The organism is Blautia sp. HCP3S3_B11 (assembly GCF_052064435.1).
Classification (GTDB): Bacteria; Bacillota; Clostridia; order Lachnospirales; family Lachnospiraceae; genus Blautia_A.
Map to the genome: position 1 here is coordinate 104,983 of NZ_JBQHVP010000001.1, position 23,500 is coordinate 128,482.

Genomic DNA, 23,500 nt, shown 5'->3' on the forward strand with positions numbered 1-23,500 from the left:
TTACTTCCTGTGTTTTTTTCTCAGAATCAAAAATCCAGTCAGAAACACCGCTCCTGCTATTATCAAGCCCAGAGAAATTTTTACAGATTGTTTCAAATCTTTCCCTGTCAACAAACTTTCCCTGTGTTCTGATTCTTCTGATTCCTGAACTGCACCGGTATCATTCATGTCAGAAAGAACCTCTCCATCTTCCTGCATAATTTCGTCTGTTACTGCCACTTCTGTCTCAGAATCTTTCACCGAAAATCCCGTCTGATCTGCTCCTGCCTCTCCTTGATTTTCCTGGACGCTGTTTGATGACTGTCCATCTGTAATAAAATAATCTCCGGTTTTATCAAGTGTCACCTGGAGAACCTTCTGTTCCTCCTGATAGCTCTTTGCATACTGATTTCCCCGCTTATCTTCAATGATCACCGTTTCAGGCGACTGAATTCCTTTTAACACTGAGATTGGTATCTTCACTACAGTCCCCGGAATCTCCGTCACTTCCTCTCCTCTGACAAAAATTCTCAGAGAAAATGCCGACTCTGCTGTTTTTTCAATGCGAACCTGCACCTCATCATTTTCATTTACCTTCCATGCATTTACCGTTTCCGAAGAAACCGTGACAGAAATCCCCTGCTTTTCGAATTTTGCACTGCCATTCTGCTGTATCATTAAAAGTAATCTACGTCCGCTGACAGCAGTGATCGCGTCTGTGCTCAGTTCTGTCACTGAATCGTTGGTCGTATCAGTTTCTGCTGTCACCTTCGTTCCTGATTCTTTATTGCCTGTATTCCTGTTATCCTGTCCATTACCAGCATTTGCAGAATTATAATTATAAGATCCATTTTCATAACCTGCTTCTTCTGATTCCTGATTATGGGAATTGTCAGTTTCTGCCCCATCAGGAACAGGAGTTATTGTAAGTTTTATTTCCGGCGCTTTCTGCACAATATCCGGAAGGTTCTTCTCATCTCTCTCCGAAAAATTTCTCTCATGCCAGTATTCATTTACAATAAATTCATCATTGTAGGAAAAAGAATAGATTCCAGTGCTGCCCTTTTCATGGACAACACAAATATCATAAGTATTTCCCTTCTTTAACACTTCCCGGCAGTAGAGCAGCACTCCCTGGAACGTGATCTCCGCAAGTTCTTTATCTGCTTTCTGATAGCTTCCTTTGTTTTCACGAATATAAACCTGCATATTCTGAAGATCTGCTTTTGAAAATCCGTCCATTAACATAGGAAATTCAATCATATCTACCACAGGCATACTGTAAGTGTCAATCTGTGGAGTTCCTTTTTTCTGCACTGAAATATATGCACATGCCTCAGGAAGTGTCAGATCATCTGACAGCTCATACCCCTGAGGAATCACGAAAGTTCCCGTCAGTTTATATACCCCTGGCTTTGAAGTATTTACCCGACTTACATCCCACGATGACTCCAGCATGATCTCCGGATTCTCTGCTGTATTTTCAAACTTTTGAGCTGTACTGACACGAAGTTTTATATCCTCTGTCAGTTCCTCCTTTATTTTTTTCAGATTTGCGCCCGTTTTTACAGCATATGCGGCACATCTGCTTAAGTATTTCTCATCTCTGGTATCGTAAGACCGAATACAATTTCCAGGTTTCTGGATATCTCCAATCTGGCTATATTGATAACTGTAAATATTCAGACTTCCATCCTTACGATACCGAAAACGCAAAGTGCCAGTCTGCTTTTCACCATTGTCATATGTCACCAGTATAGAATATGTATTTCCGGCAGTCATACTCTGGTTGGAAACATACAGACCCTCCTCATCACAAAAAGCAAAGCCTTCTTCTGTCAGATTCAGCCACTGTCCGTTGTCTTTTTTCAGATATGCTTCCATAGAATCCGGATTTTCCTGCTGTATCCATGGGAAAATATATAAACCGGCGGCAGTCAGCCTGTAACAGGTATTGATATCTGGTTTATCCGGATACTGGACAGAAACTGTTGTCTGTACCTGCGGACTCGAAATCCCACCCAGATCATATTCCTCCGGCAGTTTCAGCACACCTTTTATTGTATAAACGCCAGACAGTTTCATATTTACAGAAGAAACATTCCAGACTACCGGAATATGCAATGTCTCCGTATCCGTATAAACCGTATAGGATACCTCTGCCAATTTCTCAACGATCTCATCACTGTCCTTATTCAATTCAATAGCCACTGCAGGGATATCCCTGGGCTCGATCACATCATGAACAGTAATCGGCTGTGCCCAAATCTCTGTCGGACTTTTTAACAGACAGAGCCCCAGCGCACAAAAAGCCACCACTGCTAATACAATTACGCCTTTTTCTTTTTTTGTTTTCTTCTCTGTCACCATAATAACGCCCTTTTCATTCACGCATAACCAAAAAGAATCCTGCTTGCAGGATTCTCCGCCTGCATTGGTTCTCTTTAACGATATAATTCTCTCCGCTGCAGTACAATCCAGCCCGGAGGCCTTTTCATATCACAGGAACATTATGGAGTATAATTTCCAATAATATAAAAACAGCAACTTATTTTTCATGTATATCTTCAGATTACCCTATCTGAGAACTTTTAGCAACAGACATAGGATAAATCGCATTTTTTCATGAAAAATGAGTTACTGTTTATATCTTTATTCTACTTTTTCTTTTTTTCCCGGGAATTTCATAAAATAATATATAATGAATAAGACCGCTGTAATACTCCATGAAACCGGATAGCTGAGCATGATTGTGTTAATTCCAGGATACATCTGTCCTGCTGTAAAGAGCCAGAAGATTCGCAGGGAACATACCCCGCCGCATGTAAGGATCATTGGCACCAGAACTTTTCCGGTTCCACGTAGTGCGCCGGAAAGAATTCCAATGATTACATAAACAAAATAGGATGGCAGTAAAAAACGGCTCATATGCACACCATGAGTAATTACTGCACTGTCTGTCGTAAATAAGCGGTAAATCCATGGCGCACCTCCATACATCAGCAGGATCATCACTGCCGAACTTACCATACTCATGATCATACAGACACTTACACTCTTTCGCATTCTGTGATATTTGCCTGCCCCGAAGTTCTGCCCTACAAAGGTAGTAATGGAAATCGCAAACGCATTAATCACCATCCAGAATATAGCATCGATTTTTCCCAGTGTTCCCCAGGCTGCCACTGTATCTGTTCCGAGATTATTTACAAATACCTGTATCACAATATTCGATATATTATACATTACAGATTCCAGCCCAGCCGGAATGCCGATGCAAAGTACCGATAACAGCATCCTCTTGTCAAACCGAATCTGGCTGATTTTCAGTACATAGATTTCCCTGGTCTTTAATAACATTCCTGTTACGATCAGCGCACTGATCACCTGGGAAGTAACTGTCGCAACTGCCACTCCGACAATTCCCATGTGAAATACCACAACAAAAAACAAGTCTAACACAATGTTTAAAATACATGTCACGATCAGAACATACAATGGTCTTTTGGAATCTCCCACCGCACGCAGGATCGAAGCTCCCATATTGTAGATCAGGTTGAAAATGATCCCTCCAAAATATATCTGAAGATAAATAGCAGAATCATCTACCACATCCGCCGGTGTCTTCATGAGTAACAACGCCGGTCTGGCAAAAAAGATTCCTACAATTGTAAGAACCACACCTGCTGCAAGTGAAAATGCAAACGCCGTATGTAATGCCTTGCTTAGATCCTTCTTATCTTTCGCCCCATAAAACTGGGAGATTACAACCGCAGCCCCCGAGGACAATCCAACAAAAAAGCCTACGATCAAATTGGCAATCTGACTGGCCGAACCACCTACTGCCGCAAGTGCCTGTTTACCTACAAATCTTCCCACAACGATCGTATCTGCCGTATTATAGATCTGCTGAAAAAACGTTCCAAATACAATAGGAAAGAAAAATAACAGCAGCTGTTTCCAGATCACACCTTCCGTGATCTGGTTTACCTTCTCCTTTTCATTCATTTCCTTTATTCCTCATCCATTTTATTTTATAGTCCCCACCCACTGCTTATTGTTCTTCGCAATTGAAGCAGGGGACTTACCTCATTCAGTTAAAAACAATTTTTAATCCCTATTTGATACTACTACAGCGAATATTAAGCAACTGCTATAGTGTACCGACAAATTTTCACATACAAAAAAGCAGGCACCCCAGTAGATGGGACAACCTGCCATGCTTTGTAATCATTAAGAATTAGTCTTCAACTTTAATGATTTCCTTTTTGTTGTAGCTTCCGCAAGCTTTGCATACTCTGTGCGGCATCATCAGTTCGCCACATTTGCTGCATTTTACAAGGTTCGGAGCGCTCATTTTCCAGTTTGCTCTTCTCTTATCACGTCTTGCTTTGGAAGATTTATTCTTCGGACAGATGGACATTATGTTACACCTCCTTAAATTTACTAAATATATCACTGATAGCTGCCATACGGGGATCCTTAGGTTCCTCGACGCATCCACAAGGACCGTCATTGAGGTTTTTCCCGCACTGGCTACAGATTCCTTTGCAGTCTTCTCTACATAAAACCTTCAAAGGCCAGCTCATCAGTACCTCAAGATAGACCAGCTGGTCCACATCCAGGTCCATACCTGTGAGATAAGAACTCTCGTCCAGATCATTCACACGGTCTTCATCCGTAAGCTTCATATCAAGTTTTCGCTCGATTTCTAAAGGAATCTCTGTTGAAACCTCCTCAAGACATCTGTCACAGGGAATACCTACGGTAATCTTACCTGTTCCTTTAATCTCAAGATTTCTGTCACCTGAATTCGTAATAGTAAGCTCTACCGGCTCTTTTGCAAGCACCGGAAAACTTCCTGACTGAAAGGTGATCGTATCCATTCCAAACTCTACTGTTTTCTGAATACGCATTCCCTCACTGGATGAAATATCTGATAAATGTATCTGCATACTTTTCTCCTATCCACACTTGTTTTATTATACATACCGTCTTTGCTTTTGTCAACGATAAATTAGAAAAATTTCACATTTTGTCAAGTAATATTCCTTTACGGGATATTTTCTTAAAAACACCGCAAGGTGCAAAGAAGGGTGCCCCTGACAGGATACACCCTTCTCTTCTATATAAATATAGTTTTATACGATCTATATTTCTCTCGTCCGGACACATTACAGGCACTTTATTGCCTGATCTTTCTACACACCGCTACATCCTAAGATATGCGAAACGCAGTCATCTGAAAGCAAGAAACTTGCCTGATCTGATTAAACCAGTGCTACAGTCTCTCTGCAGATTGCAAGCTCTTCGTTTGTAGGAATTACAGCAACTTTAACTTTGGAATCCGGTGTGGAAATTACGATTTCTTCTCCACGAACACCGTTAGCTTCTTTGTCAAGTGTAACTCCGAGGTATCCAAGATAGCTTACAACTTTCTCACGTACAGGAATAGCATTCTCACCGATACCTGCTGTAAATACGATCGCATCTACACCATTCATAGCTGCAACATATCCGCCAACGAATTTAGCGATACCATAGCAGAGAACGTCGATTGCGTTAGCTGCATCTTCGTTTCCGCTCTGAGCTGCATCGTTCAGGTCACGGAAGTCACTGGATAATCCGCCGGATAATCCAAGAAGACCGGATTTCTTATTAAGAACGTTCATCATACCTGCGATATCAAGGTTTTCTTTCTTAGCGATGAATTCCATGATAGCCGGGTCGATGTTACCGGAACGTGTTCCCATAACAACACCTTCAAGTGGAGTAAGACCCATTGTTGTGTCTACACACTGTCCGTTTACTACAGCACTGATGGAAGAACCGTTTCCAAGGTGGCAGACGATAACTTTGGAGTTGTCTTTGTCAAGACCAAGGAATTCAACAGCACGTTTGGAAACGAAGCTGTGGGATGTTCCGTGGAAGCCATATCTTCTTACTTTGTAGTTCTTGTAATATTCGATTGGAAGACCATAGAGATATGCTTTTGCAGGCATTGTCTGATGGAAAGCTGTATCAAATACTGCTACCTGAGGTACACCTGGCATAAGTTCGGAGCATACACGGATACCGATCAGGTTTGCAGGGTTATGAAGTGGTGCAAGGTCATTGCACTCTTCTACTGCTGCGATTACTTCGTCTGTGATCACTACAGATTTGGCAAATTTCTCACCGCCATGTACAACACGATGTCCAACAGCGTTTACTTCTTTCAGGCTTCCGATTGCACCTGTTTTGTCATTTGTGAGGGCATCCAGTACCATCTGGATTGCTTCTTTATGTGTAGGCATTGCAGCTTCTGTGATTTCTTTGTCACAGCCTGTTTTCTGATATACTAATCTTCCGTCGATACCGATTCTCTCGCAGAGACCTTTTGCAAGAACTGCTTCTGAATCAGAGTTGATCAGCTGATATTTAAGGGATGAACTTCCACAGTTGATTACTAATACGTTCATTTTCATATTCTGCCGGCAACAAATTTCGAATACTGTCCATAATCCTGACACAAGTCTTCGAATATTTCTGTCAGCTTTTCCTTTCATATTATAATATTAATATTCTCATCATTTCCAGGGAAATATGAGTAATGATATCAAAGGCATCAGAATCAGAAATATCTCCTCCGATGCCTTTAACATTATGTAGTCGATAAAATAATTCTCAGTCCGCATTACTGTATGACTGAAATCTTATTTGTTGTCGTCAGCCTGGCACTGTACTGCTGTGATAGCTACTACACCAACGATATCGTCTGCAGAGCATCCGCGGGACAGGTCGTTTACAGGTTTAGCGATACCCTGTGTTACAGGTCCATAAGCTTCTGCTTTTGCAAGACGCTGTACAAGTTTGTATCCGATGTTACCTGCATCAAGGTCTGGGAATACAAGTACGTTAGCTTTACCTGCAACTTCGCTTCCAGGAGCTTTGGATGCACCTACGCTTGGAACGATAGCTGCGTCAAGCTGGAATTCTCCGTCAAGTGCAAGTTCCGGATTCTGCTCTTTTGCGATCTTTGTAGCTTCTACAACTTTGTCTACGTCAGCATGTTTTGCACTGCCTTTAGTGGAATGTGAAAGCATTGCAACGATTGGTTTCTCCTGAACAAGAAGTTCGAAGGATTCTGCAGAAGATGCTGCGATTGCTGCAAGCTCTTCTGAAGTCGGATTCTGGTTCAGACCGGAATCAGCAAATACAAATGCGCCGTTTGCGCCATATTCGCAGTTCGGAACTACCATTAAGAAGAATGCGGATACAAGTTTTGTACCTGGTTTTGTCTTCAGAATCTGAAGACATGGTCTTAATGTATCAGCTGTAGAGTGACATGCACCGGATACCATACCGTCTGCATCGCCCATTTTTACCATCATTACACCATAGTACAGATACTGGTTAAGAAGAATCTCTTTAGCCTGATCCGGTGTCATGCCTTTTTTCTGTCTTAATTCTACTAACTTGTCAATGTATCCCTGTGTTTTCTCTGATGTAGCAGGATCTACGATCTGTGCGCCGGAAATGTCATATCCGTCTTCAGCTGCACTCTTTTTAACAGCTTCTTCGTTACCAACAAGGATAACCTTTGCAATTCCTTCTTTTAAAATTTTCTCTGTAGCTGCCAGAGTTCTCTTATCTTCTGTCTCCGGAAGTACGATTGTTTTTACGTTTGCTTTTGCTCTCTCTTTGAGTGTGTCAATAAATCCCATGATTAAAATGGCTCCTTTCATATAGCAGTTCTGATATCACAATGTCTGTGTACCAGATATCATTACCATTCACCGGATATATTCCGTGAACTGTAATTTGTTTTCTGCGCTGTTTTCATTATAACTCCTGAAGCCTTGTATTTCAAGCATCTGAATGGTAGAATATGACATAAAAAAGTTTTTTTTAAGATGCAATATGGTTAAAAAAGAGAACTCTACAGAATTTCAGAAAGGAGCATCTGTGTAAATTTATGAAAACAGCAGGAATTATCGCAGAATATAATCCTTTTCACAAAGGACATGAATATCAGATCCGGTATGTAAAGGAAAAGTTAAAGGCAGATTATGTTATCGTTGCCATGAGTGGAGATTACGTGCAGCGCGGCACCCCTGCTCTCATCTCCAAACACGCACGTACAGAAATGGCTCTGCGGTGCGGTGCTGACCTTGTGCTTGAAATGCCGGTATCTGTCTCTACGGCAAGTGCGGAAGCCTTTGCAATGGGCGGTGTTTCCCTGTTGGACAGCCTTGGTGTTGTTGATATGCTCTGTTTTGGAAGTGAGTCAGGGGAGATCAGCGCACTGAAAGAACTGGCTGAGATCCTTGTAGAAGAACCGGGAGAATATAAGAAGCTGCTGAAAAGCTTTTTAAGCGAAGGCCTGACTTTTCCCGCTGCCAGAAGCCAGGCGCTGACAGAATATTTTAAGAATCCACGCAACTTCAGCGGTGACGATTTTGACGGAGTCCTTACTCCTCTATTAAATGAAGTGACACAGATTCTAAGCACTCCCAATAATATTCTGGGAATCGAATACTGTAAGGCACTTCTCCGCCTGAACAGCCGGATCCGCCCTGTCACCCTCCGCAGGGAAGGAATGGGGTATCATGAAACCACTGTCCCTGAAGGAGATTCAGCAATCCCCTCCCCTGATTTACAGTCATCCACAGATTTTTTTGCATCTGCAACTGCTATACGCAGTCTTATTCAAGATCCGGGAAGCAGCCATTCAGAGGCAATCTCAGACATAAATAATCCAGGCAGGAATTCGGATAACAAAATTGTCAATATACTGTCATCCCAGATTCCGTCAGATGCTTTTTACGTTTTCAAAAAGGCGCTGGACTCCGGTGAATTTCTCACAGAAAATTCTCTGGACTCTATTCTTTCTTACTGCCTTATGAAGGAAAATGCAGAAAGCCTTTCTTCCTATATGGATGTTTCTGAGGATCTTGCACGAAGAATCATAAATCAGCAGAACCTTCTGCTGTCCTTCTCACAGTCTGTTGCTGTTTTAAAAACCAGAGAGCTGACTCAGACAAGGATACAGAGGGCATTGCTTCATATTATATTAAATATCCACACTGTGCCAACACAGATTCCCTTTGCCCGGGTTCTTGGTTTTTGCAGGGAAAGCAGTGAGCTGCTAAGCCAGATCAAGCAGCACAGCCGAATTCCTCTTATCACCAAGCTTGCGGACGCACAAAATCTTTTGGACAGTGAAGGAAATCAGATTTTATCTGAAACTGTTTTTTCTTCCAATTTATATGAAAAACTTCTGTGTCTGAAAACCGGCAGAAAATTCTGTCACGAGTCCCAGAAACAGATTATTATCCTATAATTCTTGTTGTTTAAATACATCTATGGTAAAATAATCGTTGTGAGGATATAAAAATAAAGAAGGAGGAAAAAGAAAAGTGAAAGGTAATTCAGGTTTAAAAAAGAATAGAACAAAGATTCAGATGGTACTTACTGCCCTGGTAATCTTATCCGTTGTACGTCAGTTTTTCCTGGGAAATTACCACAATATGTTTCTGGGAATCTTAACATTGATCCTTTTTATGGTTCCACAGTTTCTGGACAGAAAACTGAGCGTCACAATACCACCAGGACTGGAGACAGTCATTCTGATTTTTATCTTTTCAGCAGAAATTCTTGGCGAAATCAATGCCTTTTATGTAAAAATTCCTATCTGGGATACCATTTTACATACTACTAACGGTTTTCTGATGGCTGCCATCGGATTTTCACTAATCGATCTTTTTAACCGCAGTGACAGGTGTTCCATTAAAATGTCACCGTATTTTGTAGCTTTTTTTGCATTCTGTTTTTCAATGACTGTTGGTGTTATGTGGGAATTCTTTGAATTCAGCATGGACTGGTTTTTTGGAATGGATATGCAGAAGGACTGGATCGTACCGGCCATCAACTCTGTGAAGCTGAATCCTACCGGTGCAAACGTTCCCATCCATGTAGATGTTCAGTCCCTGGTCGTTAACGGTGAGACCTGGGATCTGGGAGGCTATCTTGATATTGGTATTGTTGATACCATGAAAGATCTGATCGTAAACTTTATCGGTGCAGTAGTATTTTCTATCATCGGTATTCTGTATCTGCGAAACCGCGGAAAAGGAAAGCTGGCAGCTTCTCTGATCCCGCAGGTACGCAGCAAGCAGGAAGAAGAACATTCTTCCAAAGATCAGTAAAATCCACAGCTACCGAAACTGGCGCACTTCGCTTTGCTACTTGCTCATAACCGAACAGGAGACTAATCGTTAGTTGATTAGCCTCCTGCTCAATTGATATCATTATTTCTCACCAGAAAGAAGAATGCGGTCATTATCCAGCATCTTTCCGGCACCTGTCTTAAATTTCTCGAGAAGTCCTTCTACCGTCAGACCCTTCTTCTCTTCTTCGTGAATATCCAGCACAATATTTCCGGAATCCATCATCAGGATACGGTTTCCAAGATCCAGCGCAGACTGCATATTGTGAGTGATCATCAGACAAGTCAGCTGATGTTCCTCCACGATTCTCTTCGTAAGATTCAATACTTTCTCTGCTGTTCCCGGGTCAAGGGCTGCTGTATGCTCATCCAGTAACAACAATTTCGGTGGATTCATAGTTGCCATCAAAAGTGTCAGCGCCTGTCTCTGTCCACCGGAGAGAAGTCCTACCGGCTGAGTCATACGCTTCTCAAGTCCGATATCCAGAAGTTTCAGTTCTTCATGGAATCGTTCTTTCTCCTGCCTGGACACATGGGAAAGCCATCCGCCTTTCCCTGCCGCAAGCGCCAGATTCTCTTCTATCGTCATTCCCGGCGCTGTTCCTCGCATCGGATCCTGATACAGACGTCCGATCGCCTTTGCACGCACATGCTGTGACATAAAAGTAATATCCTGTCCATCCAGCATGATCACTCCGGAATCTGTAAGGAAATCTCCGCAGATTGCGTTAAAAAGCGTTGATTTTCCTGCTCCGTTAGAACCGATGATCGTTGCAAAATCACCTTTCTCCAAATTCAGGGACAAATCTCTGATGGCCTGTTTCTCGTTTACCGTACCCGGATTAAAAGTCTTGGAAATATGTTCAATCTTCAGCATAAATCACTGTACTCCCTTCCTGTGAGTCATTCTTCTCTTAATCTGCGGCCACTGTTTCTTCAGATACGGACCTGAGATAGCCAGTACAACAATCACAGAAGATACCAGTTTCAGCATAAATGCCGGCATATTAAATCTCAGAGCAATCGTATATACCAGACGGAAGATAAATGAACCAAGCACCATACCGACCGCTCTTACAAAAATACCACCTCTGCCAAGAATCGTGCCACCAATCAGCAGAGAGGCAAGTGCGATTGTAACCATTCCCTGTCCAATATTAATGTCTACAGATTTCTGTGACTGAGACAGAAGACATCCGGAAAGTGCTGTAAATGAGTTTGCCACACAAAGGCCTACGATTGTAGTAAATACCGGGTTAATAGAGGAAGATTTAACCATATCTGCATTATTTCCGGTTGCCCTGATTGCCAGACCAAGTCTTGTTCTAAGGAAAAATACAAGAAAGACAACCACTATGGCTACTGCGATAAAAGCAACTACAATATCTCCTCTCCCTTTCAGTGGTGTATTTTTCAGCGCCTCTTTCATCATGGAAAACACAGTATCTGTTCTGTTCATATTGATCAGAGAAGAACCTCCCATCACTGCAATATTCACAGAATACAAACCTGTATTTACGATAATTCCGGCCAGAAGACTGTCAACGCCAAGCTTCGTCTGAAGTATAGCCGTCACAAATCCCGAGCACACGCCTGCAGCCATAGCTGCAAAAATTGATAAAAAAGGATGTCCGCTGACTGCCACTGCCGCTCCAACAGCTGCTCCCAGAGTAAAGCAGCCATCAGTGGAAAGGTCACAGACATTCAGCATAGAATAACTGAGAAACAAAGCAAGAACTGTCAGTGAACAGATCAGACCAAGTTTCAGTGCGGTCTCTCCAAGAGAGAGTATAGTCGCAATAGTCACGATGATTTCCTCCTACTCCTCTACTTCATCAAAGCTCTCTGCTGTAACGGTTTCATTTACCTGTGTGCACAGTGGCTCGAAATCTTTCTTGATTGTTTCTAAATCAAGTCCAAGTCCCTCGCAGGTTTCTGTGTTAATAGTTGCTGTACCATTATCAAATGTCTCTACAGGAGTTGTTGCAGGATCTGCATCGTTCATAAGGATATCTGCGATCATATCTGCTGTCTTCTGCCCAAGGTTTGCGTAATCAACACCATATCCGACAAATGCGCCATTTAATGCAAAAGAATCAGCTCCTGTGTACTGCGGGATACCTGCATCAATGAATTTCTCATAGATAGAAAGCTCTGCTGTCATAATTGTATTGTCAGTCGGGGTAAATACTGCATCCACACCATCTGCTACCAGTGCATCAGCCGCGAGCTGTACTTCATCTGTTGTAGTACCGGTACGCTCTACATATTCGATTCCTTCTTTATCCAGATAATCCTTTGCTTCCTGAATTGCTGTTGTAGAAGAATCCTGTCCGATATCATACAAAAGACCGATTTTCTTTACATCAGGGTTTACTGCCTGAATCAGTTTCATAATTGATGTTGTATCCAGATAATCGCTTGTACCTGTGATATTTGCCCCAGGGGCATCTAAATCTTCTACAAGTCCACTGCCTACCGGATCAGATACTGCGGAGAATACAACCGGTGTACCTGTTCCTTCTGTTGCGGACTGCATACGCATTGCTACAGGTGTCGCAACACCTACCATTAAATCTACATTATCAGCCTGAAAATCAGAAATGATCTGTTCCATAACGTTGGCATCTGCATTACAGTTATCATAGGATACATCAAAAGTAACATCTTTGTCCTCGCCGATTTCTTTCAGACGGGACTGGATATTATCTACAATCTGATTTAAGGAAGCGTCATCTACATAGTTGCAGATACCGATTTTGAAATCCTGTGCCATAACCGGTGATGCCATCATCATAGTTGCCATTGCTGTTGCTGCGATTGCTAATACTCTTTTTTTCATAGTCTTTTTTCCTCTCTCTACATCTTATTTAGCAGTTCATTTTTGACTGCCATAGTCTCAGGGATATTTGCCAACCCCTTGTTACTGTCTGTGAGAAAGAACTCCCCGGATTCCTTTTCCCGGATGTGTCAATTACTCTGAAGAACCACTCAGATCAAAAAGAATTCCTGCCCTGTCATTTTTTATCTGTCGGGCTTTTATATATAATAGCAGAAATCTTAATAAGGTTTCTTTATATATAAAAAATCCGCCACAAGCTATCTCCTGCTTGAGACGGTAATAAGAATCTTATTATCGCGGTACCACTCAAATTGACGAATCGTCCACTTTCTCATGTACAAACATACACTCCTGATTTATAACGGGTTCGGTTCCCGTCGGCGCCTACTCTCACGCTTATTAAGATTTCGGACCGCCCTCGAAAGGCCATTCAACAATCAGCTTCATACGGCTTCCCACCAGTGACCGCTCTCTGGAATGATTCATAATTGCTTACTCTTCTTTCTCATCGGTTTTGATGTGTTTACTTTACCACGGTAACGTGCATATGTCAAGAGGTTTATTTTTTCTTTTTTTCAATAGGGACGCGAGGATTACTGTTCACACACCACTATCCTGCGAGGAGTTCTTGGCAAAATAACATATTCTCAAATACAACTGTAAATAGTTACTGGTTATCCGTAAGAGCTTGTGATAATATATCAGATAAAGAATAACTGCTAAAAACAAACAGGGATAACTTCATACAGAAACGAGGAATATTATATGTCAACTACTAAAATGGTTTTTCACGGAAGTGATATTGAAAAAATATGCGAGGTTTACCACCTCAAACAGGAAAATATTGTAAAATTCGGAGCTAATGTAAATCCACTGGGGCTTTCTGAGAATGTGAAAAAACAGCTCGCCAGCCACCTGGACATCCTGTCCTCTTACCCGGACAGAGACTACACTTCTCTTCGCAATACAATCTCAGACTACTGCAACGTCCCCGCCGAATTCATCCTTCCCGGAAACGGATCCAGCGAGCTGATTGCTCTTCTAATCCAGGAAAGAAATCCGAAACACACTCTAATCCTCGGGCCTACCTACTCCGAATATTCCAGAGAACTTTCCTTCTCCGGAAGCACCCAGGAATACTACCACCTTCGCGAGGAGGATAACTTTATCCTGGATATAGATGACTTCTGCCAGACTCTGAATGGAAAATACGACTTCCTCATCATCTGCAACCCAAACAATCCAACCTCTTCCGCCATTTCCACAGAAAATTTACGAAAACTTCTCGCATTCTGTGCCGAGAAAAACATCTTCGTAATGATCGACGAAACCTACGTGGAATTCGCCCCCGACATCCAGGCAATCACTGCTGTAACCCTCACCAGGGAATTCACCAACCTCATAGTACTTCGCGGCGTATCCAAATTCTACGCTGCCCCGGGAATGCGCCTCGGCTACGGAATCACCGGAAACCTCGAATTTCTCAAAAAAATGAAAGAAAAACAAGTCCCATGGTCCCTCAACAGCCTCGGAGCTCTCGCCGGTGAACTCATGCTCAAAGACCAGGAATACATCAGCCAGACCCGGACTCTGATCCTCTCTGAACGTGACCGTCTCCTTCACGCCCTGAGCCAGATTCCAACATACAAAACCTACCCCGCCTATGCAAACTTCATCCTCCTGAAAATCCAGAAACCAGCCCTGACCTCCTACGACGTCTTCGACGCCTGCATCCGTCAAAGCCTCATGATCCGCGACTGTTCCTCCTTCGAATGCCTCGACGGCGAATACATCCGCTTCTGCATCATGACACCCGAAGACAACACCAAGCTCCTCCATATATTAAAATCATTATAAATCATCCAATATTGCCCCACTCACACCAACAACCAGCGTGGCAGAAAATACTTTGTCTGCCACACGTCCCTCCTGTTTAAAAAAGGAGAGCCAGAAACTCCCTCTCCCGAAGTTCCTGACCCCTTATTTTTCTGACAATATTAATTTTTAAAACTATGAATCGGCGCCGGAATTCTACCCCCACGCTGCACAAACGCATCACAAGAAAACTGATTCACCGGCATAATCGGCGCATAACCCAACAATCCGCCAAACTCAACAACCTCGCCAACTCCCTTACCAATAACCGGAATCAGACGCACAGCCGTAGTCTTCTGATTAACCATACCAATCGCAGACTCATCCGCAATAATACCCGCAATCGTAGAAGCCTTCGTATCTCCCGGAATTGCGATCATATCAAGGCCTACAGAACATACACAAGTCATCGCTTCCAGCTTCTCAATCGTCAGCGCACCTGCATTAACCGCATCAATCATACCCTGATCCTCACTGACCGGAATAAATGCGCCACTCAGACCACCAACTGCTGTGGAAGCCATAACGCCGCCCTTCTTAACCTGGTCATTTAACAACGCAAGAGCAGCTGTTGTTCCCGGTGCACCCGCATGCTCAAGACCAATCTCCTCCAGAATCTCAGCAACACTGTCGCCAATCGCCGGAGTCGGAGCAAGAGACAGATCCACGATTCCAAATTTCACACCCAGACGTCTGGAAGCCTCCTGTGCAACCAGCTGTCCCACACGTGTAACCTTAAACGCAGTACGCTTGATCATCTCACAAAGAGTTTCAAAATCCTTACCTCTTACCTGTTCCAAAGCTGTCTTTACAACGCCAGGTCCGCTGACACCCACATTAATAATGGTATCTGCCTCTGTCACACCATGGAACGCACCTGCCATAAACGGGTTATCATCCGGTGCATTACAGAATACAACCAGTTTCGCACATCCAAGAGAATCCTGCTCTTTCGTAGCCTGAGCTGTCTCCAGAACAATCTCTCCCATCAGCTTGACAGCATCCATATTGATACCGGTACGTGTAGAACCTACATTCACAGAACTGCACACACGTTCCGTCTTTGCGAGCGCCTGAGGAATAGATTCGATCAGAAGCTTCTCTGCCGGAGTCATTCCCTTGCTTACCAGTGCAGAATATCCACCGATAAAGTTTACGCCAACTGTCTTGGCAGCTTTATCCAGAGTCTCTGCGATCGTAACAAAATCTTCTTTTGTCTTACATGCAGCTCCGCCTACCAATGCAATCGGAGTTACAGAAATTCTTTTATTTACGATCGGAATTCCATATTCACCGGAAATTGCCTCACCTGTAGATACCAGATCCCTTGCGCAGGTTGTGATCTTGTCGTAAATCTTTTTATTTAATGTTTCAAGGTCACTGTCAATGCAGTCAAGAAGACTGATACCCATTGTAATGGTACGCACATCCAGGTTTTCCTGTTCGATCATTTTATTCGTTTCATTTACTTCAAAAATATTGATCATGTCTAATTTCTCCCTTGTATGTTTTTTCAGCGTTTTGAATCAAGTGAAATTCGCAATCCGCTTCGCTACTTGCCTTCCTCTATTAGATTCTGTGCATTACATTGAAGATGTCTTCATGCTGGCAGCGAATTACTACGCCAATCTGATCTCCAAGGGCTTCCAGTTCTTTTGCAAGAACCCCGTTATCTTTCTCGCATTTGCTGGCATCAGTTACCATCATCATGTTGAAATATCCCTGTACGATGGTCTGGGAGATATCAAGAATATTTACATTGTTGTCTGCAAGATACGTACAAACTTTTGCGATAATTCCTACGGTGTCGTTTCCTACTACTGTGATGATTGTCTTTTTCATAAGTTCTTTTTCCTTTCTACACTGTAATTGCTTCTGATATGCAATCCCTTTTCGCCACCTGGATCTTAAAATCACGGGACTTATAAGGGTTGTCACCTAAGGTTACCTCTGAACAGACGGTTTCATATGCCAATTCTTCATAATTGTTTTCCCTGCTTAAATGCCCAAGGAATATGGCTTTCATATTGTCATGCAGTAATCTGCACAAAAGTCTTCCCGCATTTTCATTGGAAAGATGGCCTCTGTCTCCCAGAATTCTCTGTTTCAGATAATAAGGATACTTTCCAACCTGAAGCATGCGGATATCATGATTTGCCTCCAGAAGAAGCGCGTCAAGATTCAGCAGATTACTGATTATGTATTCATTATATTTTCCAAGGTCTGTAGCAATTCCCACAGAATGTTCTCCACATTCCACGCGATACCCGACCGGCTGTGCCGCATCATGCGGAATCGTAAAGGGATTTACTGTCAGATCTTTTATTTCAAAAGGTTCATCCTCATAAATTTCATGAAAAATCCCTTCCGGCATTTTCCCAAGATTCATCCGGGATAAAGCATCCACAGTTCCGCCGGTCGCATAGATCGGAATCTGATGTTTCCTTGCAATCACGCCCAGGCCTTTGATATGGTCGGAATGTTCATGTGTAATCAAAATACCATCAATATCTTTTCCTGTCAATTCCAAAGAATTTAATCCCTGCTCCACCCGCTTTCCACTGATGCCTACATCCACCAGAAGATGGGTATTGTCAGAGCCAACATAAATGCAGTTTCCACTGCTTCCGCTGGCAATGCTACAAAGTCTCATATTTCCTGATTCCTTCCTCAATCTGCTGCCTGGTCTGTGCAAAATTGCCATTATTTACAACAACATAATCTGCATTTTCCCGAAAAAAGCTCTCCGGAGCCTGACTCGCAATGATACTGGCTGATTTCTCTCTGGTATAACCACGATTCTCCATCAGCCGCTGAATACGGATTTCTTCATCCGTATGGATATACCATATGGTATCACAAAATTCCTGATAATGATCCTCCAGAAGAAGTGCAGCCTCCACCACACATACCTTCTGTCCCTGCTGTTTTTTTATCTCCAGCTGCTCTTTGATATACTGCTTCACAGCCGGATGAATAATCTGATTTAACTTCTCCAACAGTTCGGGATGTGAAAATACTACATCCGAAACCTGCCTGCGGTCAATAGTTTTATCATTTTTTATTACTTGTTTTCCAAATAATGCAATCACAGGTTCATAGCAGACCTGCCCCGGCTCCATCACCAGATGGCCGATCTCATCCGCTTTCATCACATATGCCTGATATTTTTCTTCGAGAAAATCAAGCACTGTACTCTTTCCGGCACCTACTCCGCCGGTAATTCCTATTGTAATCATTTCTGCCTCTTATCTATTCTTACATCTGCTGCTGAAAGTCAAACAGATATTTACAAACCGTTTTTACTTCGCCTCGTACCAATTATTTCCCTGATGCATATCTACTTCCAGTTCTACTGCAAGCTTCGCCGCACCTTTCATCTCTTCTTCCAGAATCGCAGATACCTGTGGAATTTCCGCTTTATAGGTCTCTATCAGAAGCTCATCATGCACCTGAAGCACCAGACGGGACTTCAGATGTTCTTCCTTTAATCGTCTGTATACACGGTTCATTGCAATTTTGATGATATCCGCCGCAGTTCCCTGAATCGGAGAGTTCATCGCAACCCTCTCGCCAAAAGATCTCTGCATGAAATTGCTGGATTTCAGTTCCGGAATCGGCCTGCGCCTGCCAAACATGGTCGTCACATACCCTTTTCCCTTTCCTTCTTCCACCAGCCCGTCAAGAAATCCCTTAATCTTTGGATAGGATTTAAAATATCTCTCAATATATTCTGCGGCTTCTTTTCTAGTAATACTTAAGTCCTGACTCAGTCCGAATGAACTGATTCCATAAACGATTCCAAAGTTTACCGCTTTTGCATTTCTTCGCTGCAGATCCGTCACCTCATCAAACGGTACATGGAATACTTCTGATGCCGTATGTCTGTGGATATCCTGTGCCTCCCGGTATGCCTGAATCAGCTTTTCATCCCCGGACATATGTGCCAGAACACGAAGCTCGATCTGTGAATAATCCGCATCCAGAAATACGTATCCTTCTTCTGGCACGAAAACTTTTCGAATCAGTCGTCCCAGTTCCATTCTTATCGGAATATTCTGCAGGTTTGGCTCCGTACTGCTGATTCTTCCTGTAGCCGTGATTGTCTGATTAAAGGTAGAATGAATCCTGCCATCCTCTGCGATCACATTTGCCAGACCATCCGCATAAGTTGATTTCAGTTTTGTAAGCTGACGGTATTCCAGGATATTCTTTACAATCGGGTATTCCGGTGCAAGCTTCTCCAGAATATCTGCCGCTGTAGAATAGCCCGTCTTTGTTTTCTTTCCACCTTTAAGGCCAAGCTTTTCAAAAAGAATCACGCCCATCTGTTTCGGTGAATTGATATTAAACTCTTCCCCTGCCTGCTGCCAGATCAGTTTCTCCAGCTCCTCAATGCGGACATTCAGTTTCTCCCCGTAGCTTTTGAGTTCTTCTCCTTTTACGCTGATTCCCCACTTCTCCATGGAATCCAGAGTAAAGATCAGAGGAAGCTCAATCTGTGTATATACATTCCACATACCAGTCTCTCTCAACGTCTCACACATCGGCACCTGGCAGGCAAACGCCGTATATGCCATATAGCAGGCCCAGAAGGTAAGTCCCTCTACGCTTTCTTCCCATGCTTTCTCTGCCGTTTTCTTTCCAAGAAGTTCTTCTCTTGTCGGCAGAATTCGTCCATTCAGGTATTCCTTCGCCATATCATCATACGTGTATGATGATTTTAACGGATTTAACAGATATGCTGCCACGCCTGCATCAAACACTGCTGACGGATCATCAAATATCACATGTTTCAATATTGCTTTTATATCTAGCGCGCAGACTACATGACGCTCTGTACCGGCGTCAGTGTTGTTTGCCGCCGCACTGTCTTTCATATTACTTTTTGCATTATGCTCAGATGCTTTCTTAAAAAGTGTTTCCAGCTTTCCGCAAAGATACGCCTCTGTAACCATTCCCTCTACCGGAATATAATAAATCTCTTCTTCGCTCAGTGCAATTCCTGCACCGTACACATGGCCATTTTCACTTATAAGAGAGACACCTGTTCTGGCACCTGCTTCTGCTTTTTCAAACAATGCTTCGCATCCTGACAGGTCTGCACAGGTAAAAAACTCCTGTTCCAGTGCATCTTCCTGCACTGCCTCAGAATCAAAACGGCTCAGCAGATTCTTAAATTCCAGCTGTCGGCACAGAATAAACGCTTCTTTCGTATAAAGATTTCCCAGTTTCGCCTTCTCATAGGAGAAATCGATCGGACTGTCTGTACAGATCGTTGCCAGTGCCTTGCTCATCTGTGCCATATCATAGTGCTCTCTCATGGATTCTCTGGCTCTGTTTGGTTTCAGTTCCTCCAGATGCTCATGAGCATTTTCAATGCTTCCGTATTCCACTATGATCTTCGTGGCAGTCTTTTCACCCACGCCCGGAATTCCCGGAATATTATCGGCACTGTCACCCATCAGTGCTTTTAACTCTATGATCTGTGGAGGTGTCACCTGATATTTCTCAATTACTTGCTGCGCATGATAATCCTCTATCGTAGTTTTCCCTCTTACTGTCTTGGGCAGGCGGATCATAATCTTATCCGTTGCAAGCTGAAGCAAATCCCTGTCCCCGGAAAGGATTGTCGCGTCCATCCCCTCTGCCTCGCTCTTCTTTGCCAGAGTTCCCAGAATATCATCTGCCTCATATCCTTCTTTTGTCACAATGTTAACGCCCATTGCCGTAAGGACTTCCTTGATCAACGGCACCTGTTCTCTCAGTTCCTCAGGCATCGGCTTACGCGTTCCCTTATATGCCTCAAACATCTTGTGACGGAAAGTCGGCGCCTTCAGGTCAAATGCCACCGTCAGATACTGGGGCTTCTCCTCCTCAATCGTACGAAAAAGAATATTCAGGAATCCATATACTGCTCCTGTATGTTTTCCCTCTGAATTTGTAAGATCCGGCAGGCCATAAAAAGCTCTGTTCAGAATGCTGTGCCCGTCAATCAGTAATATTTTCTCACTCATAAAATCCTCCAGTATCTCATATGATATGAATTGTTTCCATCATTATATAAACCAATATTGCCGCAAGTGCAGCGATCAGAAGACAAATCCCCGCCCCGACCAAAAACCAACTTGATTTCTTCTTGCGGATATATCTTCTGGATTTCCGGATGTCCTGCTCAAGCAGCCCTTTAAAATTCAGAACAGAATTACTGCTGTTATCGTCAAGCTGCTGCGTCACCTCATGGACAATAAAATATGTTTCCAGTTCATCATAGCAGGATGAACAATTCTGTACATGGTCAAGAAATTCCTCCAGCTCATTTACCGGGAGCTCATGCTCAATATAGCTGTTCACCATTCCCTCTGCTGTCTGGCAATCCATACCTGTTCCCTTCTTTCTCTTGCAGTGTTACTATCTGTGCTGTACCCGGCAGCATGCTTCGCGATGCATAAATCTGTACTGCACGTCTCGTGCTCACTATTACGAATTATAACCGAACCGGCGTTAATTGGCAAGGAAAAGCGCAAGAGAGCAACAGAAGCCTTTATTGCCCCTGCTGCCCTCTTTTGTAAAAACTGCATCTGTATTTAATCTTTAGTTTTCAGTACTCTCAGTATTCTCACTGTTCTCTTCTGATTTTGTCTGAGATTTTTCCAGAACAACTGCTTTCGGAGTTTCCAGAGGAGCATTCAGAATCTTCATAAATTCCTCACCTGTGATTGTCTCATGTTCATAGAGATATTTGGCAAGTTCATGAAGTTTACCAATATTGTCCTGAAGAATCTTCAATGCTTTCTGATGCTCTGTTCTTACAAGTTCTACAACCTTCTTATCCAGAAGTGTCTGTGTCTCAAAAGAACAGCTTAAGCTGGAGTCTCCGCCCAGGTACTGGTTGGTCACGTTCTCCATGGCTACCATGTCGAAGTCTTCACTCATACCATATCTGGAGATCATCGCTCTCGCAAGCTTGGTTGCCTGCTCAATGTCATTGGATGCTCCGGTTGTAATTGAATGGAAAATCAATTCCTCTGCGGCACGTCCGCCTGTAAAGGTTGCAATCTTATTTGCAAGCTCTTCCTTCGTCATCAGATAATGATCCCCATCATCTACCTGCATGGTATAACCCAGGGCTCCTGATGTACGTGGAATAATCGTAATCTTATGAACCGGCGCAGATTCTGTCTGCTTTGCAGCAACCAGCGCGTGTCCGATCTCATGGTAAGCAACGATCAGTTTTTCCTTATTGGAAAGAACTCTGTTTTTCTTCTGATATCCGGCGATAACCACCTCAATGCTCTCTTCAAAGTCAGCCTGTGTGGCAAATTTTCTGCCATCACGTACGGCGCGAAGAGCAGCCTCATTGACAATATTTGCAAGCTCAGCACCGGAAGCTCCTGCAGCTGCTTTCGCAATATCGTCAAAACGTACGGAATCCGCGATCTTAATCTTCTTTGCATGAACTTTAAGGATTTCTTCACGTCCTTTTAAATCAGGAAGCTCAACAGGAATACGTCTGTCAAAACGTCCCGGACGGAGAAGTGCAGGGTCAAGGGAATCCGGTCTGTTCGTTGCAGCCAGGATTACAACACCCTTGGAACCGTCAAAACCATCCATCTCTGTAAGCAGCTGGTTCAGAGTCTGCTCACGTTCATCATTGCCGCCTGTAAATCCGGCACCATCACGTTTTTTACCAATTGTATCGATCTCATCGATAAATACGATACATGGAGCTTTCTCATTTGCCTGTTTGAAGAGGTCACGCACTTTGGCAGCACCCATACCAACAAACATTTCTACGAATTCAGAACCGGAAATAGAGAAGAACGGAACTTCTGCTTCGCCGGCTACTGCCTTCGCAAGAAGTGTCTTACCTGTTCCAGGAGGGCCTACAAGAAGCGCTCCTTTCGGCATGGATGCACCGATTTCTCTGTATTTCTGAGGATTGTGAAGATAGTCTACGATCTCCGTCAGAAGATCTTTCGCTTCATCCTCTCCTGCTACGTCTGAAAATTTAATTCCTGTAGATGATTTCACATATACTTTGGCATTACTTTTACCAAATGACATTGCTCCGCCAGGGCCACCACCCATAGAGCTCATCATCTTCTTACTGAGCCATCTTCCAAGAAAGATAAAGATAGCAATCGGCAAGATATATCCTGCCAGCAGACTGATCCAGATAGATGTCTGCTGAGGTGCTGCCGCACCAAATTTCACATTTGCATCATGTAAACGGTCTACAAGGTCAGGATCATTTACCTTAACGGTTCTGAAATAACCCTCCTGATTATCGCTGACATCTGCTACATAATAAATATAATCATCCTGAATCTCTACTGTCTTGACATAACCCTTCTCTACTCCTGTCAGGAAGACACTGTACTCTGTTGTCTGTACCTTTCGTCCCTCAATCGCAGGAAGTAACAGCACATTCAGAAGAATGATAATAATTGCCGCGATGATATAATATACATAAAGCGGTTTTCTGCCTGGTTTTTTATTATCAAAGTTCATCGGCTTTTCCTCCATTTGTTATTGTTATGATGTACCATATCACTTATTTCTTCGTTTTTCAAGAAAGGTCGGTTAAATTT

General features: G+C 43.1%; 19 protein-coding genes and 1 other annotated feature. Of the genes, 3 read left to right on the forward strand and 16 right to left on the reverse strand.

The features are described from left to right. From ACTNC0_RS00495 to pta, 6 genes are all read right to left on the reverse strand, one after another. Nucleotides 1-2,349: a hypothetical protein gene (locus tag ACTNC0_RS00495; RefSeq protein ID WP_441085875.1), complete on the reverse strand. Its 2,349-nt coding sequence runs from the start codon at nucleotides 2,347-2,349 to the stop codon at nucleotides 1-3. A 282-nt stretch (nucleotides 2,350-2,631) separates the two neighbouring features. Then, nucleotides 2,632-3,987, reverse strand: a complete 1,356-nt coding sequence (locus tag ACTNC0_RS00500) for an MATE family efflux transporter (RefSeq protein ID WP_441085876.1) — start codon at nucleotides 3,985-3,987, stop codon at nucleotides 2,632-2,634. A gap of 232 nt (nucleotides 3,988-4,219) precedes the next feature. After that, complete coding sequence (rpmF, locus tag ACTNC0_RS00505) at nucleotides 4,220-4,402, reverse strand: 50S ribosomal protein L32 (RefSeq protein WP_008704709.1); 183 nt, start codon at nucleotides 4,400-4,402, stop codon at nucleotides 4,220-4,222. 4 nt (nucleotides 4,403-4,406) lie between these two features. Further along, nucleotides 4,407-4,934 (reverse strand): YceD family protein, encoded by a 528-nt coding sequence (locus tag ACTNC0_RS00510; RefSeq protein ID WP_441085877.1) that lies wholly within the window; start codon nucleotides 4,932-4,934, stop codon nucleotides 4,407-4,409. Between the two features lie 315 nt (nucleotides 4,935-5,249). After that, nucleotides 5,250-6,440: an acetate/propionate family kinase gene (locus ACTNC0_RS00515; protein WP_118610325.1), complete on the reverse strand. Its 1,191-nt coding sequence runs from the start codon at nucleotides 6,438-6,440 to the stop codon at nucleotides 5,250-5,252. Nucleotides 6,441-6,674: 234 nt separating this feature from the next. Beyond that, nucleotides 6,675-7,685: a phosphate acetyltransferase gene (gene pta / locus ACTNC0_RS00520; protein ID WP_019161337.1), complete on the reverse strand. Its 1,011-nt coding sequence runs from the start codon at nucleotides 7,683-7,685 to the stop codon at nucleotides 6,675-6,677. 251 nt (nucleotides 7,686-7,936) lie between these two features. Between pta and ACTNC0_RS00525 the strand changes: the two genes are divergently transcribed. Continuing rightward, entirely contained in the window at nucleotides 7,937-9,304 is a 1,368-nt protein-coding gene (locus ACTNC0_RS00525; RefSeq protein WP_441085878.1) for a tRNA(Met) cytidine acetate ligase, read from the forward strand. A 76-nt stretch (nucleotides 9,305-9,380) separates the two neighbouring features. Continuing rightward, nucleotides 9,381-10,169, forward strand: a complete 789-nt coding sequence (locus ACTNC0_RS00530) for a hypothetical protein (protein ID WP_441085879.1) — start codon at nucleotides 9,381-9,383, stop codon at nucleotides 10,167-10,169. A gap of 102 nt (nucleotides 10,170-10,271) precedes the next feature. On the opposite strand, the gene ACTNC0_RS00535 is transcribed toward ACTNC0_RS00530, so the two are convergent. Genes ACTNC0_RS00535 through ACTNC0_RS00545 form a run of 3 tightly spaced genes read right to left on the reverse strand, consistent with a single transcriptional unit; the run spans nucleotide 10,272 to nucleotide 13,031 of the window. Continuing rightward, the gene (locus ACTNC0_RS00535) at nucleotides 10,272-11,066 is read right to left on the reverse strand and encodes an ABC transporter ATP-binding protein (RefSeq protein ID WP_441085880.1); all 795 of its coding nucleotides are present in this window, start codon (nucleotides 11,064-11,066) and stop codon (nucleotides 10,272-10,274) included. A 3-nt stretch (nucleotides 11,067-11,069) separates the two neighbouring features. Continuing rightward, complete coding sequence (locus ACTNC0_RS00540) at nucleotides 11,070-11,996, reverse strand: ABC transporter permease (protein WP_441085881.1); 927 nt, start codon at nucleotides 11,994-11,996, stop codon at nucleotides 11,070-11,072. A 12-nt stretch (nucleotides 11,997-12,008) separates the two neighbouring features. Continuing rightward, the gene (locus tag ACTNC0_RS00545; protein WP_441085882.1) at nucleotides 12,009-13,031 is read right to left on the reverse strand and encodes an ABC transporter substrate-binding protein; all 1,023 of its coding nucleotides are present in this window, start codon (nucleotides 13,029-13,031) and stop codon (nucleotides 12,009-12,011) included. Between the two features lie 266 nt (nucleotides 13,032-13,297). Next, nucleotides 13,298-13,549 (reverse strand) — a binding site (T-box leader). Nucleotides 13,550-13,796: 247 nt separating this feature from the next. On the opposite strand from ACTNC0_RS00545, the gene ACTNC0_RS00550 reads away from it, so the two are divergent. Further along, nucleotides 13,797-14,888 carry a pyridoxal phosphate-dependent aminotransferase gene (locus ACTNC0_RS00550; protein WP_441085883.1) on the forward strand — a complete coding sequence of 364 codons (1,092 nt, stop codon included), beginning with the start codon at nucleotides 13,797-13,799 and terminating at the stop codon, nucleotides 14,886-14,888. Between the two features lie 140 nt (nucleotides 14,889-15,028). On the opposite strand, the gene ACTNC0_RS00555 is transcribed toward ACTNC0_RS00550, so the two are convergent. The 7 genes from ACTNC0_RS00555 to ftsH form a co-directional block, all read right to left on the reverse strand. Continuing rightward, nucleotides 15,029-16,393 (reverse strand): PFL family protein, encoded by a 1,365-nt coding sequence (locus tag ACTNC0_RS00555; RefSeq protein WP_441085884.1) that lies wholly within the window; start codon nucleotides 16,391-16,393, stop codon nucleotides 15,029-15,031. An 82-nt stretch (nucleotides 16,394-16,475) separates the two neighbouring features. After that, on the reverse strand, nucleotides 16,476-16,748 hold the full coding sequence (locus ACTNC0_RS00560; protein ID WP_117674729.1) for an ACT domain-containing protein: 273 nt from the start codon (nucleotides 16,746-16,748) through the stop codon (nucleotides 16,476-16,478). Nucleotides 16,749-16,764: 16 nt separating this feature from the next. Then, nucleotides 16,765-17,559, reverse strand: coding sequence for an MBL fold metallo-hydrolase (locus ACTNC0_RS00565; protein ID WP_441085885.1), 795 nt, complete (start codon nucleotides 17,557-17,559; stop codon nucleotides 16,765-16,767). After that, a complete protein-coding gene (gene coaE, locus ACTNC0_RS00570; protein ID WP_441085886.1) occupies nucleotides 17,546-18,145 on the reverse strand; it encodes a dephospho-CoA kinase in 600 nt (199 codons plus the stop codon). Before coaE ends, ACTNC0_RS00565 begins: the two co-directional genes overlap by 14 nt. 63 nt (nucleotides 18,146-18,208) lie before the next feature. Further along, nucleotides 18,209-20,923, reverse strand: coding sequence for a DNA polymerase I (gene polA / locus ACTNC0_RS00575; RefSeq protein WP_441085887.1), 2,715 nt, complete (start codon nucleotides 20,921-20,923; stop codon nucleotides 18,209-18,211). Nucleotides 20,924-20,939: 16 nt separating this feature from the next. Then, on the reverse strand, nucleotides 20,940-21,287 hold the full coding sequence (locus tag ACTNC0_RS00580) for an anti-sigma factor family protein (RefSeq protein ID WP_441085888.1): 348 nt from the start codon (nucleotides 21,285-21,287) through the stop codon (nucleotides 20,940-20,942). Nucleotides 21,288-21,500: 213 nt separating this feature from the next. After that, complete coding sequence (ftsH, locus tag ACTNC0_RS00585; protein WP_441085889.1) at nucleotides 21,501-23,420, reverse strand: ATP-dependent zinc metalloprotease FtsH; 1,920 nt, start codon at nucleotides 23,418-23,420, stop codon at nucleotides 21,501-21,503. Nucleotides 23,421-23,500: the final 80 nt, after the last annotated feature.

Coding starts and splice junctions, on each gene's coding strand:
- ACTNC0_RS00495 (WP_441085875.1), bottom strand. CDS start 2,349: ATGGTGACAGAGAAGAAAACAAAAAAAGAAAAAGGCGTAATTGTATTA.
- ACTNC0_RS00500 (WP_441085876.1), bottom strand. CDS start 3,987: ATGAATGAAAAGGAGAAGGTAAACCAGATCACGGAAGGTGTGATCTGG.
- rpmF (WP_008704709.1), bottom strand. CDS start 4,402: ATGTCCATCTGTCCGAAGAATAAATCTTCCAAAGCAAGACGTGATAAG.
- ACTNC0_RS00510 (WP_441085877.1), bottom strand. CDS start 4,934: ATGCAGATACATTTATCAGATATTTCATCCAGTGAGGGAATGCGTATT.
- ACTNC0_RS00515 (WP_118610325.1), bottom strand. CDS start 6,440: ATGAACGTATTAGTAATCAACTGTGGAAGTTCATCCCTTAAATATCAG.
- pta (WP_019161337.1), bottom strand. CDS start 7,685: ATGGGATTTATTGACACACTCAAAGAGAGAGCAAAAGCAAACGTAAAA.
- ACTNC0_RS00525 (WP_441085878.1), top strand. CDS start 7,937: ATGAAAACAGCAGGAATTATCGCAGAATATAATCCTTTTCACAAAGGA.
- ACTNC0_RS00535 (WP_441085880.1), bottom strand. CDS start 11,066: ATGCTGAAGATTGAACATATTTCCAAGACTTTTAATCCGGGTACGGTA.
- ACTNC0_RS00545 (WP_441085882.1), bottom strand. CDS start 13,031: ATGAAAAAAAGAGTATTAGCAATCGCAGCAACAGCAATGGCAACTATG.
- ACTNC0_RS00550 (WP_441085883.1), top strand. CDS start 13,797: ATGTCAACTACTAAAATGGTTTTTCACGGAAGTGATATTGAAAAAATA.
- ACTNC0_RS00555 (WP_441085884.1), bottom strand. CDS start 16,393: ATGATCAATATTTTTGAAGTAAATGAAACGAATAAAATGATCGAACAG.
- ACTNC0_RS00560 (WP_117674729.1), bottom strand. CDS start 16,748: ATGAAAAAGACAATCATCACAGTAGTAGGAAACGACACCGTAGGAATT.
- ACTNC0_RS00565 (WP_441085885.1), bottom strand. CDS start 17,559: ATGAGACTTTGTAGCATTGCCAGCGGAAGCAGTGGAAACTGCATTTAT.
- coaE (WP_441085886.1), bottom strand. CDS start 18,145: ATGATTACAATAGGAATTACCGGCGGAGTAGGTGCCGGAAAGAGTACA.
- polA (WP_441085887.1), bottom strand. CDS start 20,923: ATGAGTGAGAAAATATTACTGATTGACGGGCACAGCATTCTGAACAGA.
- ACTNC0_RS00580 (WP_441085888.1), bottom strand. CDS start 21,287: ATGGATTGCCAGACAGCAGAGGGAATGGTGAACAGCTATATTGAGCAT.
- ftsH (WP_441085889.1), bottom strand. CDS start 23,420: ATGAACTTTGATAATAAAAAACCAGGCAGAAAACCGCTTTATGTATAT.